This window comes from Rhizorhabdus histidinilytica (genome assembly GCF_900167915.1).
Classification (GTDB): Bacteria; Pseudomonadota; Alphaproteobacteria; order Sphingomonadales; family Sphingomonadaceae; genus Rhizorhabdus; species Rhizorhabdus histidinilytica.
Genome location: NZ_FUYM01000007.1, coordinates 169,095 through 195,882, shown reverse-complemented (window position 1 = coordinate 195,882; position 26,788 = coordinate 169,095). Strand labels below are relative to the sequence as shown.

The window sequence follows — 26,788 nt, the reverse complement described above, 5'->3', positions numbered from 1 at the left end:
CTGCATCGACAGGAGAGACGGGACGATGGGCGAACTGGCGGGAAAATCGATCGTCGTGACCGGCGCAGGCGCGGGTCTGGGGCAGGCCTATGCGATGGCGATCGCGGCGGCGGGCGCCAATGTCGTCGTCAACGACGTGAACGTCGCCGGCGCCACCGCGGTGGTCGACGCGATCCAGGCGATCGGCGGACGAGCTGTTCTGTCGACCGATCCGGTCGGCACGGCCGAGGCCGCCGAGGCGATGACGGACCTGTGCGTCGACCGGTTCGGCCGCATCGACGGCCTCGTGAACAATGCCGGCATCCACTATGTCAAACCGGTGTGGGAGGAGAGCGCACAGGAGGTCGAGCGGGTCATCCAGGTCAACCTGCTCGGATCGATCCACTGCGCCGCCTCGGCGATCCGCAGGATGCGTGCACAGGGGTCGGGCGTCGTCATCAACATCGGCTCGGGGTCGATGCGCGGCAACCGGCCGGGGATGGGCGCCTATGGCTCGTCGAAGGCGGCTGTCGCGACGCTGACCAGGGTCTGGGCGTCGGAACTGGAGGGTAGCGGCGTCCATGTCTACGGCATCTCGCCCAACGCCCGGACGCCGATGAACCTCGCCTCCGGCGCCGCCTATCTCAAGAAGTCGCTGCCCGAGGACATCGCGCCGCTCGCGGTGTTCCTGCTCGGCGATCGCGCCATGCCGCTCAACGGCCGGATGATCCGCCTCGATGACGGTGCGCTCAGCCTGTGGGCAGGCGGAGACTACGGCCCGGTGCTGGGCAATCGCGCCGGCTGGACCTCGGACAGCCTGGCCGCCGCGCTGCTGCCTGCGGTGGCGACCGACGCCGCCTGACGGCCGGTAGCCCGTCCGATCAATCCACTCCATTGTCGGTCAGTCCCGACCGATCGAGATCGGGCAGGCTCGCGGCGATCATCGCGTCGAGCGTAGGGGTCGGAACCCCGCCTTCGCGCGCCATGCGATGGGCGAGCCTCATGTCCTTCGACGCCATCGCGACCATGCCGGCGCGGCCGGTGGTGTATGTGGCCTCCTGCGTCTTGATCCGACCCCAGTTGATCGATTGCCAGCTCGATCCCACCCCGCCGGTGTTGAGGATCTCCAGGATCCGCTCCTCGCCGATGCCGGCATTGTCGGCGAGGCGCAGCGCTTCCCGCATCAGGATGGTCTGCGACACGCCGAGATAATTGTTGATGATCTTCGCCGCCGCTCCCGACCCCAGCGGCCCGACGTGGAAGACCGACGTCGCCATCGCCTCCAGCACCGGCCGCGCGCGGGCTACCACCGCATCGTCGCCGCCGACCATGAAGGTCAGGGTGCCGGCCCGCGCGGCGACGTTGGCGCCACCCGTCATCGGCGCGTCGAGCACGTCGACGCCCTTCGCCGCCCCCGCCTCGGCGACCTTGCGGACGGTGGCGGGCGGCGCGGTCGGATGCAGGATGATGAGCCCGCCCGCGTCCATGCCGGCCAGGATACCGGCATTCTCATCGCTGCCGAACACCACCTGCTCGATCTGGCTGTCGTCGAACACCGCGATGCAGACGATGTCACATCGCTCGCCGATCTCGGCACAGCTCGTCGCGATCGCCGCTCCTTCGGCCTTCAGTCGGTCGAGCGGCTCCTGCCGCGTGTCGAACACCAGCGGTGCGAAGCCCTTGGTCGCCAGATTATAGGCCATGCCCTCGCCCATGTTGCCGAGGCCGATGAAACCCACGCTCTTGCCGTGCATTGCCGCGCCCTTCCTTCTCTCTCTCTCCGCCGGCCCGACATCGCGACCGCGTCACCTGTCCTAGGGCATCGCCCCGTCCCCGTGCCAGCGGCGCAGGAGGCGGAATCCGGCGCATTCGGGGCGGTGGCTCCGCAATGGCGAGAAACCCGGTGCACCGTCGATCGCGGCTGCGTCTAGGCTGATCGGGATCGATGGAAGGGAGGCAGGAATGGAGATGCGCTTCGACGTCAGCGCGGCGGCCGGGCTCGGCGAACCCTGCCATATCGCCGGCACCCTGTTCCCGCCTGCCGCCGCCCGCGACGGTCCGCTCGCCATCGCGTTGCTGGTGCCGGGCGGCGGCTATACGCGGCGCTATTACGACCTGCACGTCGCCGGGCATGACGGCTATAGCGCCGCGCGCCGCCTCGCCGACCGGGGGATCGCGGCGGTCGCGATCGACAGCCTCGGCACCGGCGGGAGCAGCATTCCGGAGGACGGACGTCGGGTCACGCTCGACGTCCAGGCCGCCACCCTGGCCGAGGTTGCGCACCAGCTGCGGCATGCCGCGCGCGAGGGCGTGCTGATGCCCGGCGTTGCGGCGCGGGAGCCGGTCGTCATCGGTATCGGCCACTCGCTGGGCGGCTGCACGATCACCCTGCAGCAGGGCGATCACGCCGCCTGCGATGCGGTCGCGGTCCTCGGCTTCTCCTGCCGATATATCCGTACCGCCGTCGACCCGAAGACGGGCGAGCGACTCCGCCCGCGCATCCCGGCGGAGCGCGACGGCTATAACCGGTCCGATCCCTCGTCGCACCGCGACCGCTTCTATACCGCCAGCGTGCCGCGCGCGGTGATCGAAGCAGAGGAATCCACGCGCGTGGCGATGCCCGACGGCGTCGCCGAGGTGCTGATCCCCGGCCGCAGCGCACCCGCCGCAGGCCGGATCGAGGTTCCGGTGCTGCTCGGCTTCGGCGAGTTCGACGTCTCGCCCGATCCGCATGCCGAACCCGGCTTCTACCGGTCGAGCCGCGACATCAGCCTGCTGATCCTCCCCGACGCCGCCCATTGCCACAACAGCGCCAGCGGGCGCGCCGGCTTCTGGCACCGGATCGGCGACTGGATCGACATGGTCGCCGCCGGCCACGCCACGGCATAGCGGCCGGACGCTCCTGAAAAGCCGCGCTTTGCTGTCTTTCCAGGGCGCCGGGAAACGCCATCCTGTCGGCTGGAAAAAGCAACGGACGAGAGAGCAGGCAGATGGTGGAAACGGTGACCGCGGACATTCCCACACAGGCGACAGGCAAGGCGGCCTTCCGCATCGCGCCGCTCACCACCCATGTCGGCGCCGAGCTGCTCGACATCGACCTGGCCCAGGACCAGCCGGAAGGAACGTTCGAGGAGATGCGGCGCCTACTCGCCCATTATGGCGTGCTGTTCTTCCGCGACCAGCAACTGACCGTGGAGCAATATGTCGCCCTCGGCCGGCGCTTCGGCACGTTGGAGGGCAATGACACGCTCGAACATGTCGAGGGCGCGCCGCAGGTCGGCCTGCTGATCAAGGAGCGCGACCACGTCACCAGCATCGGCGACATGTGGCACACCGACCACAGCTACATGGCCAGCCCCGCCAAGGCGACGATGCTGCGCGCGATCGAGGTGCCGCCGCATGGCGGGGACACGCTGTTCACCCATATCGGTCACAGCTTCGCGACCCTGCCCGAAGGGCTGAAGGCGACCTTGCGGACGCTCGGCGCGCTCCATTCGCGCACCCACCTGATCAAGGACGGCAAATATGCCGCGCAATATTTCAAGGAGCGGCCGTCGAAGACCGCGACCGACAAGCTGGGCGCCACCGCCGTCCATCCCGTGGTGATCCCGCATCCGGAGACCGGGCAGGAGATGCTGTTCGTCAACCCCGGCTATGTCGTGAAGTTCGACGGCTGGACCGCGAAGCATTCGGCCGGGCTGCTCGCCTCGCTCTACGACCATTGCCTGCAGCCCGATTATCAGTGCCGCTTCCGCTGGCGCGAGGATTCGATCGCCATCTGGGACAATCGCAGCGTCTGGCACTATGCGGTCAACGACTATCACGGCCATCGCCGGGTGATGCAGCGGCTGGTGATCTCGTAAGTCTGCCGCCCGTCACCCCGGTCTCGGCCGGGACGAGGGGCAGGAAAGGATCGGATCAAACCTTTTCGAGGATATGCACCGCGCAAGCGCTGCCCAGGCCGACGACATGGGTCATGCCGATCCGCGCGCCTTCGACCTGGCGCGCGCCGGCCTCGCCACGCAGATGGGTGACGATCTCGTAGATGTTGGCGATGCCGGTGGCGCCGAGCGGATGGCCCTTGGATAGCAGTCCGCCCGACATGTTGACCGGCACCTTGCCGCCCAACGTCGTCGCGCCGCTGTCGAGGAAGCGCCCACCCTCGCCCTCGCCGCACAGGCCGAGATTCTCATAGTGACAGATCTCGGCAGTGGCGAAGCAGTCGTGCAACTCGACGAGGTCGACGTCCTGCGGACCGACGCTGGCCATCTCATAGGCGGTCCGGGCAGCCAGGCGGGTCACCGTGTTGACGTCGGCCTGGACAAGGTTGCGCTCGCTGAACGGATCGCTGGCCAGTCCCGATCCCCGCACCCGCACTGCGCGGCCGGTCAGCCCAAGCTCACGCGCCTTGCGCGCAGAGCACAGCACCGCGGCGGCTGATCCGTCGACGTTGACCGAGCACATCAGCTTGGTGATCGGATAGGCCATCATCTCCGACCCCATCACCTCCTCCAGCGGTGTCTCCTTCTGGTACATCGCCTTGGGATTGAGGGTCGAATGATGATGGTTCTTCACCGACACGCGGGCGAACTGCTCGAAGGTGGTGCCATAGGCGCGGCTATGCTCCATGCCCATCTGGGCGAACACCGCCGGCATGGTGTTCGATCCGGCCAGCCCCTCCGACGGGATCGGCGTTCCGCCGCTGTTCTTGGGCACCAGCATGCCCTTGCCCATCTTCTCCGATCCGACCGCCAGGACGATGTCGTAGAGGCCCGCCTTGATCGCGATCCATGCCTCGCGGAAGGCCGTCGCGCCGGTCGCGCAGGCATTGGTGACGTTGACGACGGGCACGCCGGTCTGGCCGATCAGCTGCAGCGTGCGCTGGCCGACCATCGTCTCGGTGCAGTTGCCGCTATAGACCGCCTGCACGTCCCTGATCGACAGGCCGCAATCGTCGAGCGCCATCAGCGCCGCCTTCGCCGCCAGCCTGGGCGGGGTCGCATCCTCGAACCGCCCGAAGCGGATCATGTCGGTGCCGATCACATAGACGTCTTCGCTCATGTCGCCGCCTCCTCAGTTCGCGGGCACGAAGAAGTGGGAGACATAGCCCTCTCCTCCGGCCACCGCAGTGTCCGCCTCGCGGAAGACCATCTTCACCGGCATCCCGAAGCGGATCGCCTCCGGCGATGGGTCGACGTCGAGCAGGTTGCCCTTCACCGTGCCGCCGCCGTCGAGATCGACCACCGCCGATATGAAAGGCACCGTGACCCCTGGCAGGCTGCGGTAGACGATCGTGTAGTTATACAGGACTCCCTTTTCAGAAAGATGAATTTCCGTCAGTTTTCCACGAGCCGTGCAGCGGGGACAATTCTCGAAACGGCCGAGGTGGGTCTGGCCGCAGGCATCGCAACGGCTGCCGATCAGATAGGGCGTGCCGTCGTCCGCTTGTCCCAGATAGGGCATCACCGGTTTGAGGGCCTGAATTTCCGCGGACATCTCGATGCAACCTCGCTTTCGTCGTCACTGGACGGCGCACTGTTCATCCCGGTGGGTCGCGCGCCGGACCGTTCGCCGCCAGCCTTTTCACCACCGCGCGGGCAAGGCAAGAGATGGTGACGCGACAAGGCATACGCAAAGGGCCCGGTTGGGGAAGTTTGCCGGGCAGCACCGAATGACCGTCAGTTGACAAGGTCGCGCCGACGCGAGCATTAGACGAATATGAATCTGCGCTGGATCATGTTGTTCGCGACGATCGCCGAGGAGAAGTCCTTCACGCGAGCGGCCACCCGGCTGAACATCGCGCAGCCCTGGCTCTCAGCCCAGATCCGCAAGCTCGAATATCAGCTCGGCGTCCAGCTCCTCGTGCGGCAGAGTGCCGGCGTGACGGTGACGCCCGAGGGCGAGGCGCTGCTCCCCTACGCGCGCCAGCTGTCCGAGGCGGCCAACATGTTCCGCCACATGGCGCGGACGATGGGCGACGCGCACAGCAAGACGGTGCGGATCGGCAGCCACATGCCGATGATCGACATCGCCTCGCTGCGGCCGGTCAACCGCGACTTCGCGCGGCGGCACAAGAATTTCAGCCTGAACGCCGAAGTTGGCGGCACCCCCGGCCTGCTGAACCGGCTGCACGCGGCGGAGTTCGACTTCGTCGTCGCGCTCTCCCCGCTCCCCGAGGAACGGAAGGACGAACTCGACACGCTGAAGCTGGGCGAGACCCGCTTCTGCCTGCTGTCGAGCGCCGCCGCCCCGATCGAGGACGAGGGCAAGCTCGCCGGCCGCGCGATCGGCGTGCCTCCGGCCGATTGGCATCCCGATCTGCTCGCCCGGCTCGTCGTCCGCCTGCGCGACGCCGGCGCCACCACCCGCGAGGTGCCCGAGTTCGACCGGCGCGCGCTCGAGCATCTCGTCACCGCGCACCAGATGGCGGTGGTCACGGCGATCGACGAGGATGATCGCGCCAGTATCGATCCCGGCATCGTCCTGACCGAACTTAACGGGATCGCCGCCGATCATCTGCTGTGCCGGGTCGCGGGCCGCGAGCTCGGCCGCGCGTCCGACCATTATTGGACGCTGGCGCAAACCCGCTCGCAGGAATTGATGCAGAGCGTACCCTAAACGGTTTCAATCCGGCTTAGCCGCGCCTGCCCCGGCGGCATAACCCAGCATGGCGTCCCCCTTTCCCGGACGTGCAGAATGTTGGGCTTTCATGAACCTGGATTTCACTGCCGAGGACAAGATCTTCCGCGAGGAAGCGCGCGACTGGCTGCAGGCCAACGTCTTCAAGGAAAGGCGTCCCCATGGTGGTGAGGCGATGCGCGCCTACGACCTGGCCTGGCAGAAATGCCAATATGACGCCGGCTGGGCGGGCGTGTCATGGCCCAAGGAATATGGCGGCATGGGTCTCGACCTCACCCGACAGCTCATCTGGTACGAGGAATATGCCCGCGCCCATGCGCCGGACAACCATCTGTGCTTCGTCGGGCTGAACCATGGCGGCCCCACCCTCATCGCGCGCGGCGACGAAGCGCAGAAGCGGACCCATTTGCGGCCCATCCTCGCCGGCGAGAAGATCTGGTGCCAGGGCTTCTCCGAACCCAATGCCGGCTCCGACCTCGGTGCGCTCAGGACCCGGGCGGTGATCGACGGCGATGAGCTGGTGATCACCGGCTCCAAGATCTGGACCAGCCACGGCCATCTGTCGGACATGCAGGAACTGCTCGTCCGCACCGATCCCGATGCCCCCAAGCACAAGGGCATCAGCTGGGTGATCTTCGACATGAAGACGCCGGGACTGGAGCTGCGGCCGATCGAGATCATGACCGCGCCCAACCACACCCATTTCGTGCAATGCTTCTACGACGAAGCACGGGTGCCGCTGGCCAATGTCGTCGGCGGCCTCAACAACGGCTGGTCGGTCGCCATGTCGACCCTCGGCTTCGAGCGCGGCACCGCGCAGATCAAGGACCAGATCCGCTACGCCTTCCTCGTCGAGCAGATGATCGAGCGCGCCCGCGCACGCTATGGCAGCGAATATATCACCCATGACGAACTGGGCTCGCGCCTCGCCCAGCTCCGCGCCGACATGGCCGCCGCGCGCGCCATGACCTACATGGTCGTCAGCCGCGCCCAGCACGACATCGGCGGCTCGCTCGCCTCGCTGATGCGGGCGATGGTCGGTGACGTCCAGCAGCGCGTCCGGCGGCTCGCCTTCGACATCATCGGCGCCGACGCGCTCGAAAATCCCGAGGATGACGACTGGGTCTATTTCTATCTGCGCTCCTACGCGCAGACGATCGCCGCGGGCACCTCGCAAATCCAGCGCAACATCATCGGCGAGCGCGTGCTCGGCCTGCCCCGCTGATCAGGGAGAACTGACGGGTGGACCTGCTTCCTTCGGACGATCAGACCCAGATCGTCGACACCATCAAGAGCTTCCTGGCCGGCGAGGCGCCGGTCGACCGGCTGCGCGAGCATGGCGCGATCGGCAATCCCGACGCGGCGCTGTGGCCCAAGCTGGGCGAGCTCGGCTTCCTCGGTCTCGGCCTCGCCGAGGAGCTCGGTGGCATCGGCCTGTCGGCGAGCGAGGAGATGCTCGTCTTCCGTGAGTTCGGCTACCACCTCGTCTCGATCGGCATCTTCGGCATCGTGCTGGGTGCACGCGTCGCGGCGGTCGCCGGCGACGACGCGCTGCGTGACGAGCTGCTGACCGGCGCGCGGCGCGTCGGCATCGCCAATCCGCGCGGCGCGGCCGCCGGACCGGGGCCGGACGCGCAGGACTATCACCTGTTCGAGGCGGCAGACGCGTCGCTGGTCCTGCTGGTTGACGAACAGGGCGCCGGGCTGCTCGCTCGCGAGGATTTCGTCGACATCGAGTCGGTCCATTCAACCGACTCTGTGCTGACCCTCGAGCGCGCCCGCCTCGCCGCGGATAAACCTCGGTTATGGGTGGCTCGCTCGGCCGACAATATCCACAGCCGCGCGCTGATGCTGCTCGGCGCCTATGCGGTCGGCCTGGGCGAAGGCGCGCGCGACATGGCGGTCGACTATGCCAAGATCCGCGAGCAATTCGGCAAGCCGATCGGCGCCTTCCAGGCGATCAAGCATATCTGCGCCGACATGGCGATGCGATCGGAAGCCGCGCTGTGCCAGGCGTCCTTCGCCTCGCTGGTGATGGCGGACGGCCTGCCCGACACCGATTTCCACGCCGTCGCCAGCAAGATCGTCGCGACCGAGGTCGCGATGAAGAACGCCGCCGCCAACATCCAGGTGCATGGCGCCTTCGGCTTCACCTCGGAAGCCAATGCCCATCATTATCTCAAGCGGGCTCATGTCGCCGACCTGCTCTGGGGCTCGCTGCGGGAACAGCGCGAGCGCATCCTCACCTTCCCCACCCCGGCATGATCGGTCGTCCGATGAGCTTCTCGACCATCCTCCTCGACGTCGCCGGCGGAGCCTATAGGCTGACGCTCAACCGGCCCGACCGGCTCAACGCCTTCACCGCGCGGATGCACGAGGAGGTGCGCGAGGCGCTGACCCGGATCGAGGGCGATCCGGCCGCGCGCGTCCTGCTGATCACCGGTGCGGGCCGGGGTTTCTGCGCCGGACAGGATCTCGCCGAGCGCGACGTCTCGGCAGGGCCGCTCGACCTCAGCCAGGGGCCAGAGCATGATTATAATCCGCTGGCGCGCCGCCTGGTCGCGCTGCCGGTACCGGTGGTCTGCGCCGTCAACGGCGTCGCGGCGGGTGCCGGGGTCAACATCGCGGCGGCCTGCGACATCGTCATCGCCCGCAAGTCGGCGAAGTTCGCCCAGGCCTTCTCGGCGATCGGGCTCGTCCCCGATACTGGCGGCACGTGGCATTTGCCCCGGCTGATGGGCCAGGCACGCGCGCTGGGCTTCACCCTGCTCAACGAGACGCTGTCGGCCGAGCAGGCCGAGGCGATGGGCCTGATCTGGCGCGCGATCGACGACGATGCGTTCGAAGCGGAGGTGGAGGCGATCGTCGCCAGGCTGGCGGCGGCCCCGACCTTCGGCCTCGCCTCGGCGAAGAAGGCGCTGCGTGCCGCCTGGACGTCGACCCTCGACGAGGCGCTCGACCGCGAGCGCGACATGCAGCGCGACTGTGGCCTTTCGCCTGATTATAAGGAGGGGGTGACCGCCTTCAAGGACAAGCGCAAGCCCGGCTTCACCGGAGCCCGCCCATGACGGGCCGCATCAGCACCCGCTTCACCGAGGCGTTCGGCGTCGAGCATCCGATCATCCAGGGCGGCATGCAATGGGTCGGTCGCGCCGAGCTGACCGCCGCCGTCGCCAATGCCGGTGCGCTCGGCTTCCTGACCGCGCTGACCCAGCCGACGCCGGATGACCTGCGGCGCGAGATCGAGCGCTGCCGGTCGATGACCGACAGGCCGTTCGGCGTCAACCTGACGATCCTCCCCGCGATCAATCCGCCACCCTATGCCGAATATCGCCAGGCGATCATCGAAGGCGGGGTGAAGATCGTCGAGACCGCCGGCTACAAGCCCCAGGAGCATGTCGACGAGTTCAAGGCTCACGGGATCAAGGTGATCCACAAATGCACCGCCGTCCGCCATGCGCTGTCGGCCGAGCGGATGGGGGTCGACGCGATCTCGATCGACGGCTTCGAATGCGCGGGACATCCGGGCGAGGACGACATTCCCGGGCTGGTGCTGATCCCGGCGGCGGCCGACAAGGTGAAGATCCCGATGATCGCCAGCGGCGGCTTCGGCGATGCACGCGGGCTGGTCGCGGCGCTCGCGCTCGGGGCCGACGGCATCAACATGGGCACCCGCTTCTGCGCCACCGTCGAGGCGCCGATCCATCGCGCCTTCAAGGAGGCGCTGGTCGCCGGCGACGAACGCGCGACCAACCTGATCTTCCGCACCTATCGCAACACCGCTCGGGTCGCGAAGAACGCGATCAGCGACCGGGTCATCGCGATCGAGGCGGAGGGCAAGCCGTTCGAGGAGGTCGCCGCGCTGGTGAAGGGCGCCAAGGGCCGCGAGGGGCTGGAGAGCGGCGACACCGACCATGGCATCTGGACGGCCGGCATGGTGCAGGGGATCATCCGCGACGTGCCCACGGTCCGCGAGCTGGTCGAACGGATCGTCGGCGAGGCCGTCGAGATCATCGGCGGCCGCCTCGCCGGGGCGGTCGCGCGCGAGGAGGAGAGGATATGACGGTCAGGATCAAGGTGAATGTCGCGGGCTGCGTGGGCCATGCCCGCTGCGCCGCCGTCGCGCCCGAGGTCTATGAGCTGGACGAGAACGGCTTCAACGTCACCGCCGAGAAGGAAGTGCCCGAAGCGCTGCGCGCCCAGGCGGTGCGCGGCATGCGCGCCTGCCCGGAACGGATCATCTCGATCGAACAGGAAGAAGACTGAGCCGGGAGCCCGTCGCTTGACCAGTCCGCCCCCCCGGCCGCTGCCCGCGATCGATGCCGACAACGCGGCCTTCTGGACCGGTGGCCGGAATGGTGAGCTGCTGATCCATCGCTGCGCGCGGTGCCGCACTTATGTGCATCCGCCGACCAGCTTCTGCCCCGCCTGCGAAAGCCGCGAGGTCGGGCCGGAGCCGGTGTCGGGCAAGGGCGTGATCCTGTCGCTGACCGTCAACCACCGCGCCTGGTTTCCCGGCCTGCCGGTTCCCTATGTCGTCGCGATGGTCGGCATCGACGAGCAGCCCGACGTCCACCTGATCACCAACATCGTCGATTGCGATCCGCTGTCGGTCCGGATCGGCGACCGGGTGAAGGTCCGCTTCGAGCAGGCCGAGGACCTGTGGGTGCCGCTGTTCGTCCCCGACCAAGGGAAGGATTGACGATGCGCTGGCCTGAGAAGAGCATCGCGATCACCGGCATTGGTCAGTCGCGGATCAGCCGCGACGCGGGCGTCTCCGCGCTGTCGCTGACGATCGACGCCGCGGTCGAGGCGATCCGCGACGCCGGCCTGACCCGCGCCGACATCGACGGCATCGCCACCTGGCCGGGCGCCATTCCCGACGGATCGGGCTTTGCCCCCGTCGGCATCCCCGCCTTGCAGGATGCGCTGCGCCTGAAGGTCGAATGGTATTCGAGCACGCGGGAAACCTCGGGCCAGTTCGGCGCGATCTTCAACGCGATCGGCGCGATCCATGCGGGGCTGTGCCGCCATGTCCTGGTGTTCCGCACCATGTACCAGGCGACCGCGCGCAAGCAGGGACTGGTCAACGCCAGCTATCAGCCGGGGCAGCGCACCCATGCCCATATGGGCTGGCACGCGCCGTACCATGCCTATGTCGCCGCGACGCAGCAGGCGCTTTATTTCGCGCGCTACGTCCATGAATCGGGCATCCGGCCCGAACAGGTGGCGCAGATCGCGATCAACGGGCGGCGCAACGCCGCGCTCAACCCGGCAGCGGTCTATCGCACGCCGATCACGCTTGACGACTATATGGCGTCGCCAATCCTGTCCACGCCGCTGCGCCTGTTCGACTGCGACGTGCCGATCGACGGATCGACCGCGATCATCCTGTCGCATCGGGACGCCGCCGCCGACCTGCCCAACCCGCCGCTCAGGATCGAAGCGATCGGCACCAACATGCACTATCGCAACAGCTGGGCGCAGCTCGACGCGCTCGCCACCCAGGCCCAGCCCGAGGTGGCCGCGATGATGTGGAACCGCACCGACCTGCGCCCCGCCGACGTCGACGTGGCTGAACTCTATGATGGCTTCAGCTTCCATACGATCAACTGGCTGGAGAATTTCGGCTTCTGCAAGCGCTTCGAGGCGGGGGACTTCATCGAAGGCGGCAGCCGCATCGCGCTCGACGGCGAATTGCCGATCAACACCAATGGCGGAGCGCTCTCGGCCGGGCGGATGCACGCCTATGGCCAGGTCCACGAAGCCTGCGTCCAGCTCTGGTGCCGGGGCGGTGCACGGCAGGTGAAGGGACGGGCGAACGGGGGACCGCGCGTCGCCGCGCTATCGACCGCGGGAGGGCCGCTCGCCGGATGCTTCCTGCTCGTCAGGGATTGAGACGCGATGAACTTCGACTTTTCGGAAGACCAGGAGCATCTGCGCAACGAGGCGCGCCGCTTCCTCGAGGCGCGCTGCGGCATCGGCGTTGTGCGCGGCGTGCTCGACGACGGGGCACGGTCGCACGACGCGGACCTGTGGGCGGCGCTGGTCGAGCAGGGCTGGACCGCGCTCACCTTGCCCGAGGAGCATGGCGGCCTCGGCATGGGCCGGACCGACCTGTGCGTCCTCGCCGAGGAGCTGGGCCGCGTGCTCGCCCCGGTTCCCTTCGCCTCCACCGTCTACCTCCTCGCCGAGGCGCTGATGATGGCGGGCACGGCCGCGCAGCGCGAGCGACTGAAGGACATCGCCGCCGGCCGCTGCATCGGCTGCATCGCCATCGCCGAGGGCCCCGGCGAGCCATCCCCCGCCCGCCTCGCCGCCGAGGTTCGCGGCGGGCGGCTGCATGGCGTCAAGCTGCCCGTCGTCGACGGCAACGCCGCGACGCTGGCGCTGGTCCTTGCCCGCAACGGCGGCCAGGTGCGGCTCCATCTCGCAGATCTCACCGATCCTTCAGTGACGCGGGCACCGGTCGACACGCTCGATCCCGCCCGCGACCTGGCCCGGATCGCCTTCGACGGCACCCCCTGCGAGCCGATCGGCGACGAAGGCCTGGTCGATCGACTGCTCGACCGTGCCGCCGTGCTGATCGCCTTCGAACAGATCGGCGGGGCCGACCGCTGCCTGGAAACATCGGTCGAGTTCGCGAAGATGCGCTACGCCTTCGGCCGGCCGATTGGCAGCCAACAGGCGATCAAGCACAAGCTGGCCGACATGTACGTCAACAACCAGATCGCCCGATCGAACGCCTATTATGGCGCCTGGGCGCTGGAAAGCGGCAGCGACGAGCTGCCGTCGGCCGCCGCCGCCGCCCGCGTCGCCGCCTGCCACGCTTATTGGTACGCGGCGCGCGAGGGCATCCAGACCCATGGCGGCATCGGCTTCACCTGGGAGGCCGACCAGCACCTCCATTATCGCCGCGCGCTCCAGCTCGACATGACGATCGGATCGCCGCGGGCCTGGCGTGACCGGCTGTTCTCCGCACTCGAAGCCCAGGCCGACGAGGAGCTCTAGGATGGATTTCAGCGACACTCCCGAAGAAGCCGCCTACCGCGCCCGCGCCGCCGCCTTCCTCGATGCCCACGCCGCCGACCTGCCACGTCCGACCGGCGGGGAGATGGACCGGCTGGCGGTCGCGCGCCGCTGGCAGGCGATCAAGGCCGATCATGGCTATGCCTGCATCACCTGGCCGAGGGAATGGGGCGGCGCCGGCGGCACCGCGATGGAACAGGTGATCTTCCGGCAGGAGGAGGCCAGGCGCGGCGTACCCATCGCCTTCTTCGGCATCGGCCTGGGCCTGTGCCTGCCCACCGTCATCAGATATGCGCCCGCCGAGCAGCGCGAGCGCTTCGTCGGCCCGGCGATCCGGGGCGAGCAGGTGTGGTGCCAGCTCTTCTCCGAGCCGGCGGCGGGCTCCGACCTGGCGGGTGTGCGCACCCGCGCGGTCCGCGACGGCGACGACTGGATCCTCAACGGCCAGAAGCTGTGGACCAGCGGCGCGCATTATTCCGACTACGGCCTGTTGATCGCGCGCACCGACCCCGACCTGCCCAAGCACAAGGGGCTGACGATGTTCTGGGTCGACCTGAAGGCGCCCGGTATCGAGATACGCCCGATCCACCAGATGTCGGGCGGCGTCGAGTTCAACGAGGTGTTCTTCAACGACGTCCGGATCAGCGATGCGCAGCGGCTGGGAGAGGTCGGCGAGGGCTGGAAGGTCGCGATCTTCGCACTGATGAACGAGCGGGTGGAAGGCGGCAAGGATCGCGGCCTGCCCGCCGCCCGGATCATCGCCATCGCCCGTGCGACCCCGGCAGGTGACGCCACGCTTGCCGACGACGGTGCCTTCCGCGCCGCCTTCGCCGACGGCTATGTCCGCATGCGCGGCGTCTCGCTGACCCGCTACCGCACCCTCACCGCCATGTCGCGGGGCCAGACGCCGGGGCCCGAGGCCTCGATCGGCAAGCTGGTGATGGCAAGCGAGCTGCAGGAACTGTCACGTCGGCTGATCGAGGCGCAGGGGGCCTATGGCCTGATCGACGACGAGGCGCTGTCGATGGCCGATGGCACCGTCCACCACGACCTGCTGCACGCGCCCGGCATCCGCATCGCCGGCGGCACCGACGAGATATTGCGAAACATCATCGCCGAACGCGTGCTGGGCCTTCCCGCCGAACCGCGCGTCGACAAGGACATCCCCTTCTCACAGGCGCCAAAGGGGATTTGAGGCGACGCCCTTCAGCCGCCCTAGACGCGCGGCACGTCGACCCAGGCGCGGCTGTCGATCGCGCGTCGCGCGGCGTCGAGGATCGCCTCGACATGGAAGGCGTCCTCGAAGCTCGGCAGCGCCGCGCCGCCCTCGCGGATCGCGCGGATCATGTCCTTCATCGCACCGGCGATGTCGTGCGACTGGTTGCGTGCCGGCGGCGTCGCGAAATCGATACCCGGCGGTGCGGTCAGCGCCTCGGGGATCTCGACCGGCTCCAGTCGCCCCCCGCCCGATCCGCGCCGCAGCGTCACGCTCGGCCCGCAGGCGAAGCCGGTCGGGTCATCGGTCGCGAGCGTACCCGTCTCCCCGGTGATCTCCATCAGCCAGCCGGTCTTGGCGGGCGAGGACCAGCTCAGCATCAGCGTGCCCATCGTGCCGCGCGCGAAGCGCAGCAGCAGTTGCGCGGTGTCCTCGACCTCGGGCCGCAGCACCTCGCCATCGTCGAAACGCCATTCCTTCCGGGCGATCATCGCCTGCGCCGCGACCGCCTCGACCGGCCCGAGCAGCCAGGTGAGCAGATGCAGCGAATGGGTGCCGAGGTTGCGCAGCGCCGAGGCGCCATGCTTGCGCGTGCCAAACCATTTCCAGCCAGCCCCGCCCGCCGACGGCGTCGCGAAATGGCTGATCGCCAGCCGCGCGGTCACCGCCACCGGACGGCCGATCTCACCCGCCTGGATCAGCGCATGGGCATGACGATGCGCCGGCTGCCACGGAAAGACCGAGTCGAGCGCGCCGACCACGCCGGCTGCCCGCACGGCGTCGCGCATCGTGCGGGCGCGATCGAGATCGGGGGCGAAATTGGCGCTGGCATAGACATGCTTGCCGGCGGCGAGCGCGGCCAGCACCATCGGCGCGCGCAGGTCGGGCCGGGTGCCGACGTCGATGATATCGAGATCGGGATCGGCGCACATCGCGATCGCGTCCCAATAGGGCCTGGCGACGCCATAGGTGGCGGCCGCCGCCTCCGCCGTCTCGCGGCGCGAGGTGCAGACGGCGACGACCTCGGCCTCGCCGGTCGCGTGCCAGGCCGGCAGATGCGCGGTCATGCCCCAATTGGCGCTGACCACGCCGACGCGCAATTTCCTGGACAGGATGGCCTCCTTCCCTCCGCGGCGATCTCAGCCGCGGCCGACCAACGGCATCTTCGTCGCAATGACCGTCATGAACTGGACGTTGGAAGCGAGCGGCAGCCCGGCCATGAAGACGACCGCCTCGGCGACCGAGGACAGCGGCATCACCGGCTCGGGCACCACCCGGCCATCCGCTTGTGCCATGCCCTGCATCAGGTTCAGCGCCACCCCGGTCTCGGCATTGCCGATGTCGATCTGCCCGCAGGCGATGTCATGGGCGCGGCCGTCGAGCGACAATTGCTTCGTCAGCCCGGTGATCGCATGCTTGCTGGCCGTATAGGGTGCGCCCCAGGGGCGCGGCGCATGCGCCGACACCGATCCGTTGTTGATGATGCGCCCGCCCATCGGCGACTGCGCCTTCATCACCCGGAAGGCTTCGCGTGCGCAGAGGAAGCTGCCAGTGACGTTGACCGCAAGGACGCGGTTCCAGTGGCGCAGCTCGACATCCTCGAATGGCGCCTTGGGTGAGGCCGTGCCGGCGTTGTTGAACAGCAGGTCGAGCCGGCCGAAACGGTCGACCGCCGCGGCGAAGGCGGCCGCGACCTCGGCCTCCTCGACGACGTTGGCGGGGTGGACCAGCGCCTCGCCGCCGCCCGTGACGATCTCACCGGCCACTTCCTCGAGCGGCTCTCGTTTGCGGCCGACCAGCGCAAGCCGGAAGCCCGCCCTGGCGAGCGCCAGCGCGCAAGCTCGGCCGATGCCGCTACCGGCCCCGGTGACGAGCGCGACCTTGTCCGTCATCGCTCAACTCCTCAGCACGGTCTTGCCGTTCTTCAGCACCGTCACGTTTCGCTCGGGGACCGCCGCTTCGAACGAGACGACGTGGCCGTCCCGCCACAGCGAGATGCGCAGCGTGTCGCCGGGAAAGACCGGTGAGGAGAAGCGCGCCTGGTGGCTGGCGATCCGGACGGGATCGAAATCGCAATAGGCCTCCAGCACCGCGCGGCAGGTGAAGCCATAGGTGCACAGGCCGTGCAGGATCGGCATGTGGAAGCCCGCCGCCTTCGCCCGCTCGGGTTCGACATGGAGCGGGTTGCGGTCGCCACAGAGCCGGTAGATCATCGCCTGGTTCGGCGCGACCCGATAGTCTAGCACCTTGTCGGGCGCGCGATCGGGGACGGAGTGGGGAGCGGGCTGCGCCGCCTTCGATCCGCCGGTGCCGCCGTCGCCGCGCGCGAAGATGGTGCGGTTGAGCGTGACGATCGGCTGGCCGTCCGCCTCGTCGCGGATCACCGTCTGGCGCACGATCACGGCGCCCTTGCCCTCGCCCTTGTCATAGACTTCGGCGACGCCGCTGTCGGCGACGATCGTCGCGGCGGTCGGCATCGGCCGATGGAAGATCGTCTGCTCCTCGCCATGCAGGACGAGCCTGTAGTCGACGCCGAGCTTGTCGGTGCTTACTCCGGCACCCCAGGCGACGACGGTAGCGAGCGTCGGCACCGCACGCAGCTCCTTCTCGAAGACGAAGCGCAGCTCGTCCTCGTCGAGCGGATCGCTGCCCAGCCCGACCCCCAGCGCGTAGAGCATCGTGTCGCGGTCGGTGTAGGTGAAGCGCTTGCCGGTCTCTTGGAGCGAGAGGATCGCAGGATAGTCGATCGGCATCGGCTCAGCCCTCCCGCTTCCCGGAAGGGCCGTAGGCAGTTACCCATTTGGCGTCGCGATCGGGGAACAGCACCTTGCCGTCGGCGACGGCGCGAGCCAGCTCCTCGGCGGTGAAGTCGTCGCTCGGCTCATAGCCGTCATGCACTTCGAACCGCACCTCGCCGACCCAGCCGCCGCCGGCCAGCAGCGTCTTGCCGGTCTGGTCGCCCGACAGGTGGCTGACCATGTAGAGCAAGGTCGGCGCCACCCGGTCGATCTGGAAGCGGCGCTGATATTCCTCGGGCATGTGCGCGGTCAGTGCGGTCGCCGCGGCCGGGCCGATGTTCCACAGGCGGATGCCGTATTTCCGGCCTTCGATCGCCAGCGAATTGGTGAAGCCGATGACCCCGCACTTGGCCGCGCCATAGTTGGACTGGCCGAAATTGCCGCGGATGCCGGCGGTCGAGGTGGTGTTGACGATCACCCCGCCGCCATTGTCCTTCATCCAGCCGAAGATGGGCCGGGTCGCGCTGTAGAGGCCCTTCAGGTGGACGTGCATCACCGCGTCCCACTGCGCCTCCTCCATCTTGACCAGCGACGCATCGCGCAGGATGCCGGCGTTGTTGACGAGGATGTCGACCCGGCCGAACGCCTCCAGCGCGGAAGAGAGCAGGCTGGCGCCGCCCTCAAGCGCACCGACATCGGCGACATTGGCGACGGCGCGGCCGCCCTGGCCGACGATCTCGGCAACCGCGTCCTCGGCCGCCTCCCGCGCGAAATCGTTGACGACCACGGCCGCACCTTCGCGTGCGAGCGCCCGAACATAGGCGCGGCCGATGCCCGCGCCCGCGCCCGTGACCACGGCCACCTTCCCATCCAGCAAAGCCATCCGAACTCCCTTTCTCGTCCCCTGCTGATGGAGCATCGCGGCGACCGAGTCGTATCCGCGATGCGCGCGGTCGTGGGGCAGGAATCCTTAAGCCGGGCGCGACCAGACGAGCGGCAGCGCCTCCATGCCGATGACCCCGCCGCCGAGCGTCTTGAAGGTGGTGCCGGGCTTCACGGTGAACGGGGGCACGCGCTTCAGCCACTCCTCGATCGCGATCTGGATCTCGCGGCGTGCGAGGTGCGAGCCCAGGCAGCGGTGCGGACCGAAGGAGAAGGTGTTGTGCCGGTTCGGGCTGCGCGTGAGGTCGACGACCTCGGGATTGGCGAACTCGGTCGGGTCGCTGGTCGACAGCAGCGTCGACCCGGTGACCATGTCGCCCTTCTTGATCCGGACGCCGGCAAGTTCGGTGTCCTCGGTCGCGATCCGCGCAGTGGTGACCACCGGGAAGGCGCGGAACAGCTCCTCGACCGCATCGGGGATCATCGACGGGTCGGCGCGCAGCCGTGCCTGGTCGTCGGGATTCTCGGCGAGGTAGCGGAACTGGTAGGCGAGCGAGCTCACCACCGTGTCGAGCCCGCCGATGAACAGCAGGAAAACGGTGCCCATCACCTCCTCGTCGGTGAAGGGGCGATCGCCGACCTTCATCGCCATCACCTGGCTGACCAGCTCGCCTTCGCGCGGATCGACGCGGCGCAATGCGATCTGCTCGACCAGGAAGGCCTTCACCTCGCCCATCGCCTTGCCGCGGTTGATACGGTCATGGATGATCGTGTCCGCCCATTTGCGAAAGCGCGAGAGATCGTCACCCGAGAGTCCCATCAGCTCCAGGAAGATGCGGACCGGGAACTGCTCGCCGAAGTCGCGGATGAACTCGCATTCGTCGCGATCCTTGAGCTTCTCGATCAGGTCGACCGTCAACTCGCGCAGGCGCGGTTCTAGCTGCTTGATCCGCGCCGGCGAGAAGAGCGGGTTGAGCGGGGTGCGGAACAGGCCATGCTCGGGCGGATCGACCTCGAGCGGGATGAGCCGCCAGGTCTCGCCCATCGCATGGCTGCGCGGCTGGGCGGAACTGAACAGGTCGGCCCGCTGCAGCATCTGACGGATGTCCTCCGCCTTGGTCAGCACCCAGGTGCCGACCGGCTTCTCCGAACGGTCCTGATGGCTGAGCGGCGAATAGAAGACCCGCGGGCCCTTGTGCAGCTCGGCGACCTGCGCGTGGGGACAGGGGCCGAGGCCGGTGCGGAAGTCCCAGAAATGCACCAGCTCGGGCGGCACATGGTCGGGAACCGACCCCTTCTCATGGGTCATGGGCTCGCTCATCGTCTGTCCTCTCCTACCAGCTCGCGTGGCTTCGACCGACTCGATCGGCCACATCAGGATCGGCCGCCCGACGCGGCCAGGGTCTACACCCCTTTTCATCGCTGAATACTCGCCAGTTTTCAAGTGCCCCCGCCACGAAGGAGCGGAGCGTCCGCACAAACCCTTCGCCGATCGCGTAAAAACGCCAAAAAATGCCGGATTTATTGCGATGCAACGAAGTACGGACGGCTATTGGAATTTTCCATATTCAGGATCGATCCGACAGAATTGGGATGTGGCATGGCGGTCACCGGAAGCCGATAGTTGACTTACCATCAGTTTTCATACAACCTCCGCTCCTATCGAAACGACGACGCAGACGCGCGGATCGCGGCAGGGAGAGATGATGGCCGAGGCGGACCCCATCACGGGCAAGATCACCGACGAGGATATCGAACGCGCCCGCCGCCAGATCGGCGTGCCGAAATTCGCCTATAACAAGCCTTACAACGCCATCGCCTCGTCCGACGGGATGAGCCATTTCGCCTTCGCCTGCGGCGACGCCAATCCGCTCTACCATGATCGCGCTTATGGGGCGGGCACCCGCTGGCGCGACCAGATCGCCCCGCCGCTGTTCCTCCATGCGACCGGCACGAACCTGACGCCGAAGCCCGACGCCGAGACCAAGGCACTGTTCAAGGGCCTGTTCCGGGGAGTCGGCAAATATTATACCGGCGTCGACTGGACCTGGTGGCGGCCGATCTATCCCGACGAGCGCGTGTTCGTGGAGCGCAGCACGTCGAACATCCAGGTCAAGGAAAGCTCCGCCTTCAGCGGCGGCCGCACCGTCACCGAAACCTATCGCGACCTTTATGTCGACCGCGCCGGCACGCCGGTCGGCCGGCGCGAGGAACATTATCTGTCGGCCGAGCGCGAGGGCACCAAGAAGGCGGGCCGCTACGCCGCGATCCAGCGTCAGAGCTACACGCCCGACGACATCGCCAGGATCGACGAGGTCTATGCGGCCGAGGTCCGGCGCGGCGCGAGCCCGCGCTTTTGGGAGGACGTCGAGGTCGGCGAGGAACTGGTGCCGGTGGCCAAGGGGCCGCTCACCATGGTCGACATCATCGCCTTCCACATGGGCATGGGCCTGTCGTCGAGCGGCATCGGCCCGCTCGGCCTCGGCTATGCCCAGCGGCGCAAGATGCCGGCCTTCTACGTGCCCGACGCCTATGGCGTGCCGGACGTCGTCCAGCGGGTTCACTGGGACCATGAGCGTGCCCAGGCGCTCGGCCTGCCGACCTCCTACGATTATGGCCAGATGCGGACGAGCTGGCTGATCCACCTCGTCACCAACTGGATGGGCGACGACGCCTGGCTGTGGAAGCTGTCGTGCCAGTCTCGCGCGTTCAACTTCATGGGCGACACCACCATCTGCACGGGCAAGGTGGTGGCCAAGCGGATCGACGGCGCCAATGCGGTCGTCGACCTGGAGCTGGCCTCGACCAACCAGCGGGGCGAGAACACCGCGCCGGGCACCGCCTCGGTGATCCTGCCGAGCCGCGCGCATGGCCCGGTCGTCCTCCCCGCACCCGAAGCCGACACGCTGCTGCGCGGGGCCGCCATCCTGCAGTCCGCGGCGGACCGGACAAAGCGATGAACCACCACCCGACTTCGTGGAGCAGATAATCCAGCGAGAGGATTTCCCATGGCCAGGATAGCGAAAACCGCCCCCGTCGGCGCCAACGACGAAAACGACCTCGGCGCCCTGCACGCCCGCAGGATCGCCGCCGTCGACGACGACAATCGCAGCATCGATGTCGAATTCCTGCTGTTCTTCAACGCCGTCTCGGAAAATCTGAGCTTCACCAAGGCGGCCAAGGCGCTGTCGATCGACCAGTCCTGGCTGTCGCACAAGATCCGCCAGTTCGAGGCGCTGCTGGGCTTCAACCTGTTCATCCGCAACACCCGCCATGTCGAGCTGACGGCGGCCGGCCGCGCGCTGCTCGATCCGGTTCGCCGGCTTGCCAACGTCGTCGACCAGGCGCGCGACGCAGCCAATGCCCTGCGCGATTCGATGAGCGGCGTGCTGCGCGTCGGCGCGCTGCCGTTCAGCTTTCCGGATCCCCAGCGGACCCGCCTGATCGACCGGTTCATCGCGACGCACGAGGGCATCCAGCTCAACGTCACCAGCGGCCCGACCCCAGCGCTGCTCGACCATCTCCGCGCCGGCCGGATCGATCTCGCCTTCGTCTCCGCACCGTTCGAGGAGGCGGGACTGGACAGGCTGCTGCTGCGCGAGAACCGCTTTTCGATGATGGTCCCCCGCACCCACGATCTGGCCCGGGCCGGGGTGATCGGCACCGAGGACGTCAAGGGCGTCCGCGTGATCCTGCCGGCACAGCAGTTCAGCCCGGCGGCATTCGAGCTTTATTACGAGCCGCTGGTCAACGCCGGCGCCGTGCCGGTGCCGATCCCGGAGTTCCAGAGCGCGCCCTCCTATGCGCGGAGCTGGGAACTGCCGGTGGTCTGCACCCAGTTCGCGGCCGAGCGCTACGACACCCAGGACTTCGTGGTCCGCCCGATCAACTTCATCCCGCCCTGCCGCAAATATCTGGTGCGGCTGGCCGATCATCGCACTCCGCCCCAGAACCTGATGTGGGACCTGGCGCTGGCCTCGCTCGAAACCAAGGCGGCGGCGGTGGCCTGACGGCCGCCGACGCCACCCGAAAGGACATATCGAATGGACCTCGGCATGCGCGGCAACGCCTATGCGGTTGTCGGCGGATCCCGGGGCATGGGCTGGGAAACCGTCCGCCGGATCGCCGCGGAAGGCGGCGACGTCGCGGTCATCAGCCGGACGCCGCAGGCGGTCGCCGACGCCTGCGCGGCGCTGGCCGCCGAGCATGGCGTGCGGATCGAGGGCATCCCTGGCGACGCATCGGCACCCGGCGCTGTGGAGGCAGCGCTCGATGCGGCGGCCAGCCGGCTTGGTGAGCTGCGGGGTCTGGCAGTGACCAACCACTGGATGGGGCCGAGCCGCAGCTTCGCCGAATTGCCCGAGGCCGAATGGGCCGACTATTTCCAGCACAGCCTGATGGCCGCGGTCCGCGCCTGCCGTGCCGTGCTGCCGCACATGACAAAGGCCGGCGGCGGCGCGATCGTGCTGACCACCGCCTATTCCTCGCGCGGGCCCAAACCCTATCTGCCCGGCTATGCGTCGTTCAAGGCGGCGCTCAACACGCTCACCAAGACCCTCGCCAAAGCCTATGGGCCGCAAGGCGTGCGCGTGAACGCGGTCGCGCCGGGCGCGATCCGGACGGGCCGCTACGACGCGCGCATGGCGGCACTGAAGGCCGCCGAGCCCGCCATCGATCGCGCCGAGGCCGAACGGCGCATGCTGCGGGACATGGAGATGAAGGTCGCGCTCGAACGGATCGGCGACCCGGGCGAGGTCGCCGACATGATCGCCTTCCTGCTGTCGGAGCGCGCCGGCTACGCCACCGGCCTGATCGCCAATGTGGACGGCGGCACCGACTTCTGACGCCATCGAAGAACATCGAAAGAGGTTTCCCTTGCGCAAGGCCGCCATCGTCTCCCCGCTCCGCACGCCGATCGGCCGCTTCCTCGGCAGCCTCGCTCCGTTGCCGGCCGAGAAGCTCGCCGCGCACGTCATCACCGCGTTGGTCGATCGCACCGGGATCGATCCCGCCCGGATCGACGACGTCGTCTTCGCGCAGAGCTACGCCAACAGCGAGGCACCCTGCATCGGCCGCTGGGCGGCGCTGGCCGCCGGCCTGCCGATCGAGGTACCGGGCATGCAGCTCGACCGCCGCTGCGGCGGCGGCCTCCAGGCGGTCGCCATGGCGGCGATGATGGTCGAGACCGGCACCCGCGACATCGTCCTGGTGGGCGGCGTCGAGAGCATGAGCAACATCGAATATTATACCACGGCGATGCGCGGCGGGGCGCGGGCCGGCACCGTCCAGTTCTACGACCGGCTCGACCGGGGCCGCGAGCGCTCGCAGCCGGTCGAGCGCTTCGGCGTGATCTCCGGCATGATCGAGACAGCCGAGAATCTCGCAAAGGATTACGCCATCGGCCGCGAGGCGCAGGACGCCTTCGCCGCCCGGAGCCAGCAGCGCGCGGCGGCCGCCTGGACGGCCGGCAAGTTCGATGCCGAGATCGTGCCCGTGCCTGTGCCGCAGAAGAAGGGCGATCCGCTGATGTTCGCGCGCGACGAGGGCATTCGCGGCGACACCACAGCCGAGAGCCTGGGGAGCCTGCGCCCGATCCTCAAGGGCGGCACGGTGACCGCCGGCAATTCAAGCCAGCAGAACGATGCCGCCGCCGCCTGTCTGGTCGTCGCCGAGGACAGGCTGGCCGAGCTGGGCCTTGAACCGATCGCTTATTGGGGCGGCTGGGCCGCGCATGGCTGCGACCCCGCCCGGATGGGGATCGGGCCGGTCGGCGCGGTCGAGAAGCTGTTCGCCCGCCTGGGTCTCGGCTGGAAGGACATCGACCTGGTCGAGATCAACGAGGCCTTCGCCGCACAGGTCCTGGCCGTGTTCGAAGGTTGGGGCATCGAGAAGGACGAATGGGCCGACCGGGTGAACGTCAATGGATCGGGCATCTCGCTCGGCCATCCGATCGGGGCAACCGGCGTCCGCATCATGACCTCGATGCTGCACGAGTTGCAGCGGCGTGGCGGCCGACGCGCGCTGGAGACGATGTGCATCGGCGGCGGCCAGGGCATCGCCGCGATCTTCGAGCGGCCCTGACGGGGTCGACCGGGATTAGGCGACGGCCTCCCAAATATCGCCACCTCGAATATGGCCTCGCCTCCTTCGTCGCGATAGTCTTCAGGAATGCGCCCTCCGCCACGGCGGCGGGCAAGAAAACGGGAAGGTTTGAGAGACGGATGGTGAAGGTCAGGTTCAGCAAGACCGGCAAGGATGACCGGATCGTCGAGGCATCCGAAGGCGACACGCTGATGCAGACGGCGCTGTCCAACGGCATCGACGAGATTCTGGCCGACTGCGGCGGTGCGCTGTCCTGTGCGACCTGCCATGTCCATGTCGCACCCGACTGGATGGACCGGGTCGGCCCGCCGGGCGACGAGGAGGCCGCGATGCTCGAAATGGCGGTCGACCCTGACGGGACCAGCCGCCTGTCCTGCCAGATCGTCATGCGCGCCGACCTCGACGGGCTGGAGATCACGCTGCCCAAGTCGCAGCTCTGACGAACGGCGGGAAGCGATATCATGAATGGAACGAACATGCTCGCGGGCAAGACGGTCGCGGTGACGGGCGCGGGCCGCGGCATCGGCCGCGCGCTGGCGATCGAATGCGGGCGGCAGGGGGCCGCGGTCGTCGTCAACGACTTCGGCGGATCGCTGTCCGGCGAGGGATCGGACCAGGGCCCCGCGGCCGAGGTCGCCGCCGAGATAATGGCGGCGGGCGGCCGGGCGATCGCCAACACCGCCAGCGTCGCCGACGAGGCGGGCGCCGCCAGCATCGTCGACGATGCGATACGGGCGTTCGGGCGGATCGACGCCGTCGTCAACAATGCCGGCGTCTCGCGCGACGGCATGTTCCACAAGATGAGCCTGGCCGACTGGCGCGCGGTGATCGACGTCCACCTCAACGGCAGCTTCCTGCTGTCGCGCGCCACCGCGCCGCATTTCCGCGAGCAGGGTGGCGGCGCCTTCGTCCACATGACCTCGACATCGGGCCTGATCGGCAATGTCGGCCAGTCCAATTATTCGGCGGCGAAGATGGCGATCGTCGGCTTGTCCAACTCGATCGCGCTCGACATGCGGCGCTTCGGCGTGCGTTCCAACTGCGTCGCGCCCTTCGCCTGGAGCCGGATGACCGAGAGCATCCCCGCCGAAACCGACGCGGCCAGGGAACGGGTCGAGCGGCTCAAGACGATGACGCCCGACAAGGTGGCGCCGCTCGTCGCCTTCCTCTGCTCGGATGCCGCCGCCGACGTCAACGGCCAGGTCTTCTGCGTGCGCAAGAACGAGATATTCCTCTTCTCGCCGTCGCGTCCCGTCCGCTCGGTCCACCGCGCCGAGGGCTGGACGCCCGAGACGATCGCCTCCGATTTCCTGCCGGCGGTGAAGCCCAGCCTCCATCCGCTCCAGGTATCGGCCGACGTCTTCGCCTGGGACCCCATTTGATCGAACTGGCCGGCGGACGCGCCCTCGTCACCGGGGGTGCCGGGACGCTGGGCAAGGCGCTCGCGCGGGTGCTGCTCGATCGGGGGATGACCGTCCTGCTCGCCGATCGCGACGAGAGCCGGCTGCGCGACGCGGTCGTGCGGCTTGGCCGCCCCGAGGGTCTCGACTGGCGGATACTCGACGTCGCCGATCCACGAAGCTGGGCGGCGCTGAGCGAAGCGATCGACGCCGATGCCGCGCCGATCCGGCTGCTCGTCAACAATGCCTGCCCGCCCTCGGCCCGCCGTCCGCTGATCGAGATCGCGCCGGCCGAATGGCAATCGCTGATCGCCGCCGGGCTGACCGGCCCCTTCCTCGGCGTCCGCACCTTCGCGCCGCGCATGGCCGCGAAAGGGGGTGGCCACATCCTCAACATCGCCTCGATGGCCGCGCTCGGTCCCTTGCCCGACCATGGCGACTATGCCGCCGCCAAGGCCGGCCTGCTCAGCCTCAGCGAGACGCTGGCGATCGAGCTGGCCGGCAGCGGCGTCGGCGTGTCGGTCGCCTGTCCCGGCGCCATCGGCCATCCGCTGGGCCATGTCGCGGCCGCCGCCGATCCGCCCTCGGTCCCCGGCCGGATGGACCCGGTCGCGGGGATGGGCTTCGTGATCGACGCGATGCTGGCGGGCCATTTCCTGATCATGACCGATGGCAACGGGGCCGCCGCCGCGCGCCGGGGAGAAATGATCCGGACCGCGTTCGACCATGCCCTGCGCCATGGACCGGGCAGAGCCGATATTTCCTGAATAGCTGCCAAAAGAGATTGGGCCGCTGCGGGTGGC

The 26,788-nt window shown here is 68.3% G+C and carries 27 protein-coding genes and 1 pseudogene; 20 read left to right on the top strand and 8 right to left on the bottom strand.

What is annotated here, in order from left to right; genetic code table 11:
* The first annotated feature begins 25 nt into the window (after positions 1-25).
* Positions 26-841, top strand: coding sequence for an SDR family NAD(P)-dependent oxidoreductase (locus B5X82_RS16515; RefSeq protein WP_079649277.1), 816 nt, complete (start codon positions 26-28; stop codon positions 839-841).
* Positions 842-860: 19 nt separating this feature from the next.
* On the opposite strand, the pseudogene B5X82_RS27345 reads toward B5X82_RS16515, so the two are convergent.
* A pseudogene (locus B5X82_RS27345) lies at positions 861-1,748 on the bottom strand (NAD(P)-dependent oxidoreductase); the annotation flags it as partial.
* A 193-nt stretch (positions 1,749-1,941) separates the two neighbouring features.
* Here B5X82_RS27345 and B5X82_RS16505 point away from each other — a divergent pair.
* Positions 1,942-2,868 (top strand): alpha/beta hydrolase, encoded by a 927-nt coding sequence (locus B5X82_RS16505; RefSeq protein ID WP_079649275.1) that lies wholly within the window; start codon positions 1,942-1,944, stop codon positions 2,866-2,868.
* A gap of 101 nt (positions 2,869-2,969) precedes the next feature.
* A complete protein-coding gene (locus tag B5X82_RS16500; RefSeq protein ID WP_079649274.1) occupies positions 2,970-3,842 on the top strand; it encodes a TauD/TfdA dioxygenase family protein in 873 nt (290 codons plus the stop codon).
* Between the two features lie 55 nt (positions 3,843-3,897).
* On the opposite strand, the gene B5X82_RS16495 is transcribed toward B5X82_RS16500, so the two are convergent.
* Together B5X82_RS16495 and B5X82_RS16490 are read right to left on the bottom strand one after the other, a co-directional pair.
* Positions 3,898-5,040, bottom strand: coding sequence for a thiolase family protein (locus B5X82_RS16495; RefSeq protein WP_079649273.1), 1,143 nt, complete (start codon positions 5,038-5,040; stop codon positions 3,898-3,900).
* Positions 5,041-5,052: 12 nt separating this feature from the next.
* Positions 5,053-5,475, bottom strand: a complete 423-nt coding sequence (locus B5X82_RS16490; RefSeq protein ID WP_079649272.1) for a Zn-ribbon domain-containing OB-fold protein — start codon at positions 5,473-5,475, stop codon at positions 5,053-5,055.
* Between the two features lie 222 nt (positions 5,476-5,697).
* On the opposite strand from B5X82_RS16490, the gene B5X82_RS16485 reads away from it, so the two are divergent.
* The 10 genes from B5X82_RS16485 to B5X82_RS16440 all read left to right on the top strand — a co-directional run bounded on the left by B5X82_RS16485 (position 5,698) and on the right by B5X82_RS16440 (position 14,842).
* On the top strand, positions 5,698-6,597 hold the full coding sequence (locus B5X82_RS16485) for a LysR family transcriptional regulator (protein WP_079649271.1): 900 nt from the start codon (positions 5,698-5,700) through the stop codon (positions 6,595-6,597).
* 91 nt (positions 6,598-6,688) lie between these two features.
* Entirely contained in the window at positions 6,689-7,843 is a 1,155-nt protein-coding gene (locus tag B5X82_RS16480) for an acyl-CoA dehydrogenase family protein (protein WP_079649270.1), read from the top strand.
* 17 nt (positions 7,844-7,860) lie between these two features.
* Positions 7,861-8,883, top strand: coding sequence for an acyl-CoA dehydrogenase family protein (locus B5X82_RS16475; protein ID WP_079649269.1), 1,023 nt, complete (start codon positions 7,861-7,863; stop codon positions 8,881-8,883).
* 11 nt (positions 8,884-8,894) lie between these two features.
* Entirely contained in the window at positions 8,895-9,686 is a 792-nt protein-coding gene (paaG, locus tag B5X82_RS16470; protein WP_079649373.1) for a 2-(1,2-epoxy-1,2-dihydrophenyl)acetyl-CoA isomerase PaaG, read from the top strand.
* Positions 9,683-10,681 carry an NAD(P)H-dependent flavin oxidoreductase gene (locus B5X82_RS16465; protein WP_079649268.1) on the top strand — a complete coding sequence of 333 codons (999 nt, stop codon included), beginning with the start codon at positions 9,683-9,685 and terminating at the stop codon, positions 10,679-10,681. The genes paaG and B5X82_RS16465 overlap by 4 nt, the downstream gene beginning before the upstream one ends.
* Entirely contained in the window at positions 10,678-10,884 is a 207-nt protein-coding gene (locus B5X82_RS27085) for a ferredoxin (RefSeq protein WP_079649267.1), read from the top strand. The genes B5X82_RS16465 and B5X82_RS27085 overlap by 4 nt, the downstream gene beginning before the upstream one ends.
* A gap of 16 nt (positions 10,885-10,900) precedes the next feature.
* The gene (locus tag B5X82_RS16455; protein WP_079649266.1) at positions 10,901-11,320 is read left to right on the top strand and encodes a Zn-ribbon domain-containing OB-fold protein; all 420 of its coding nucleotides are present in this window, start codon (positions 10,901-10,903) and stop codon (positions 11,318-11,320) included.
* Positions 11,321-11,322: 2 nt separating this feature from the next.
* Complete coding sequence (locus B5X82_RS16450) at positions 11,323-12,516, top strand: thiolase family protein (RefSeq protein ID WP_079649265.1); 1,194 nt, start codon at positions 11,323-11,325, stop codon at positions 12,514-12,516.
* A gap of 6 nt (positions 12,517-12,522) precedes the next feature.
* The gene (locus B5X82_RS16445; RefSeq protein ID WP_079649264.1) at positions 12,523-13,629 is read left to right on the top strand and encodes an acyl-CoA dehydrogenase family protein; all 1,107 of its coding nucleotides are present in this window, start codon (positions 12,523-12,525) and stop codon (positions 13,627-13,629) included.
* A 1-nt stretch (position 13,630) separates the two neighbouring features.
* Positions 13,631-14,842 (top strand): acyl-CoA dehydrogenase family protein, encoded by a 1,212-nt coding sequence (locus B5X82_RS16440; RefSeq protein ID WP_079649263.1) that lies wholly within the window; start codon positions 13,631-13,633, stop codon positions 14,840-14,842.
* Between the two features lie 20 nt (positions 14,843-14,862).
* Here B5X82_RS16440 and B5X82_RS16435 read toward each other — a convergent pair whose 3' ends face one another.
* The 5 genes from B5X82_RS16435 to B5X82_RS16415 form a co-directional block, all read right to left on the bottom strand.
* Entirely contained in the window at positions 14,863-15,951 is a 1,089-nt protein-coding gene (locus tag B5X82_RS16435) for a Gfo/Idh/MocA family protein (protein ID WP_139385121.1), read from the bottom strand.
* Positions 15,952-16,002: 51 nt separating this feature from the next.
* Positions 16,003-16,755 (bottom strand): SDR family oxidoreductase, encoded by a 753-nt coding sequence (locus B5X82_RS16430; protein ID WP_079649261.1) that lies wholly within the window; start codon positions 16,753-16,755, stop codon positions 16,003-16,005.
* A 3-nt stretch (positions 16,756-16,758) separates the two neighbouring features.
* Positions 16,759-17,616 carry a MaoC/PaaZ C-terminal domain-containing protein gene (locus tag B5X82_RS16425; RefSeq protein ID WP_079649260.1) on the bottom strand — a complete coding sequence of 286 codons (858 nt, stop codon included), beginning with the start codon at positions 17,614-17,616 and terminating at the stop codon, positions 16,759-16,761.
* Positions 17,617-17,620: 4 nt separating this feature from the next.
* A complete protein-coding gene (locus B5X82_RS16420; protein WP_079649259.1) occupies positions 17,621-18,484 on the bottom strand; it encodes an SDR family NAD(P)-dependent oxidoreductase in 864 nt (287 codons plus the stop codon).
* A gap of 87 nt (positions 18,485-18,571) precedes the next feature.
* A complete protein-coding gene (locus tag B5X82_RS16415) occupies positions 18,572-19,804 on the bottom strand; it encodes a cytochrome P450 (RefSeq protein ID WP_176152599.1) in 1,233 nt (410 codons plus the stop codon).
* A gap of 385 nt (positions 19,805-20,189) precedes the next feature.
* Here B5X82_RS16415 and B5X82_RS16410 point away from each other — a divergent pair, with 385 nt between their 5' ends.
* From B5X82_RS16410 to B5X82_RS16380, 7 genes are all read left to right on the top strand, one after another.
* Positions 20,190-21,443 (top strand): FAS1-like dehydratase domain-containing protein, encoded by a 1,254-nt coding sequence (locus B5X82_RS16410; RefSeq protein WP_079649257.1) that lies wholly within the window; start codon positions 20,190-20,192, stop codon positions 21,441-21,443.
* 48 nt (positions 21,444-21,491) lie between these two features.
* Positions 21,492-22,493: a LysR family transcriptional regulator gene (locus B5X82_RS16405; protein ID WP_079649256.1), complete on the top strand. Its 1,002-nt coding sequence runs from the start codon at positions 21,492-21,494 to the stop codon at positions 22,491-22,493.
* A 33-nt stretch (positions 22,494-22,526) separates the two neighbouring features.
* A complete protein-coding gene (locus B5X82_RS16400) occupies positions 22,527-23,327 on the top strand; it encodes an SDR family NAD(P)-dependent oxidoreductase (protein WP_079649255.1) in 801 nt (266 codons plus the stop codon).
* Positions 23,328-23,358: 31 nt separating this feature from the next.
* A complete protein-coding gene (locus B5X82_RS16395; protein ID WP_079649254.1) occupies positions 23,359-24,564 on the top strand; it encodes an acetyl-CoA C-acetyltransferase in 1,206 nt (401 codons plus the stop codon).
* Between the two features lie 140 nt (positions 24,565-24,704).
* Positions 24,705-25,025 carry a 2Fe-2S iron-sulfur cluster-binding protein gene (locus B5X82_RS16390; protein WP_079649253.1) on the top strand — a complete coding sequence of 107 codons (321 nt, stop codon included), beginning with the start codon at positions 24,705-24,707 and terminating at the stop codon, positions 25,023-25,025.
* Positions 25,026-25,046: 21 nt separating this feature from the next.
* Complete coding sequence (locus B5X82_RS16385; protein WP_235862711.1) at positions 25,047-25,967, top strand: SDR family oxidoreductase; 921 nt, start codon at positions 25,047-25,049, stop codon at positions 25,965-25,967.
* The gene (locus B5X82_RS16380) at positions 25,964-26,752 is read left to right on the top strand and encodes an SDR family NAD(P)-dependent oxidoreductase (RefSeq protein WP_176152598.1); all 789 of its coding nucleotides are present in this window, start codon (positions 25,964-25,966) and stop codon (positions 26,750-26,752) included. Before B5X82_RS16385 ends, B5X82_RS16380 begins: the two co-directional genes overlap by 4 nt.
* Positions 26,753-26,788 lie beyond the last annotated feature (36 nt).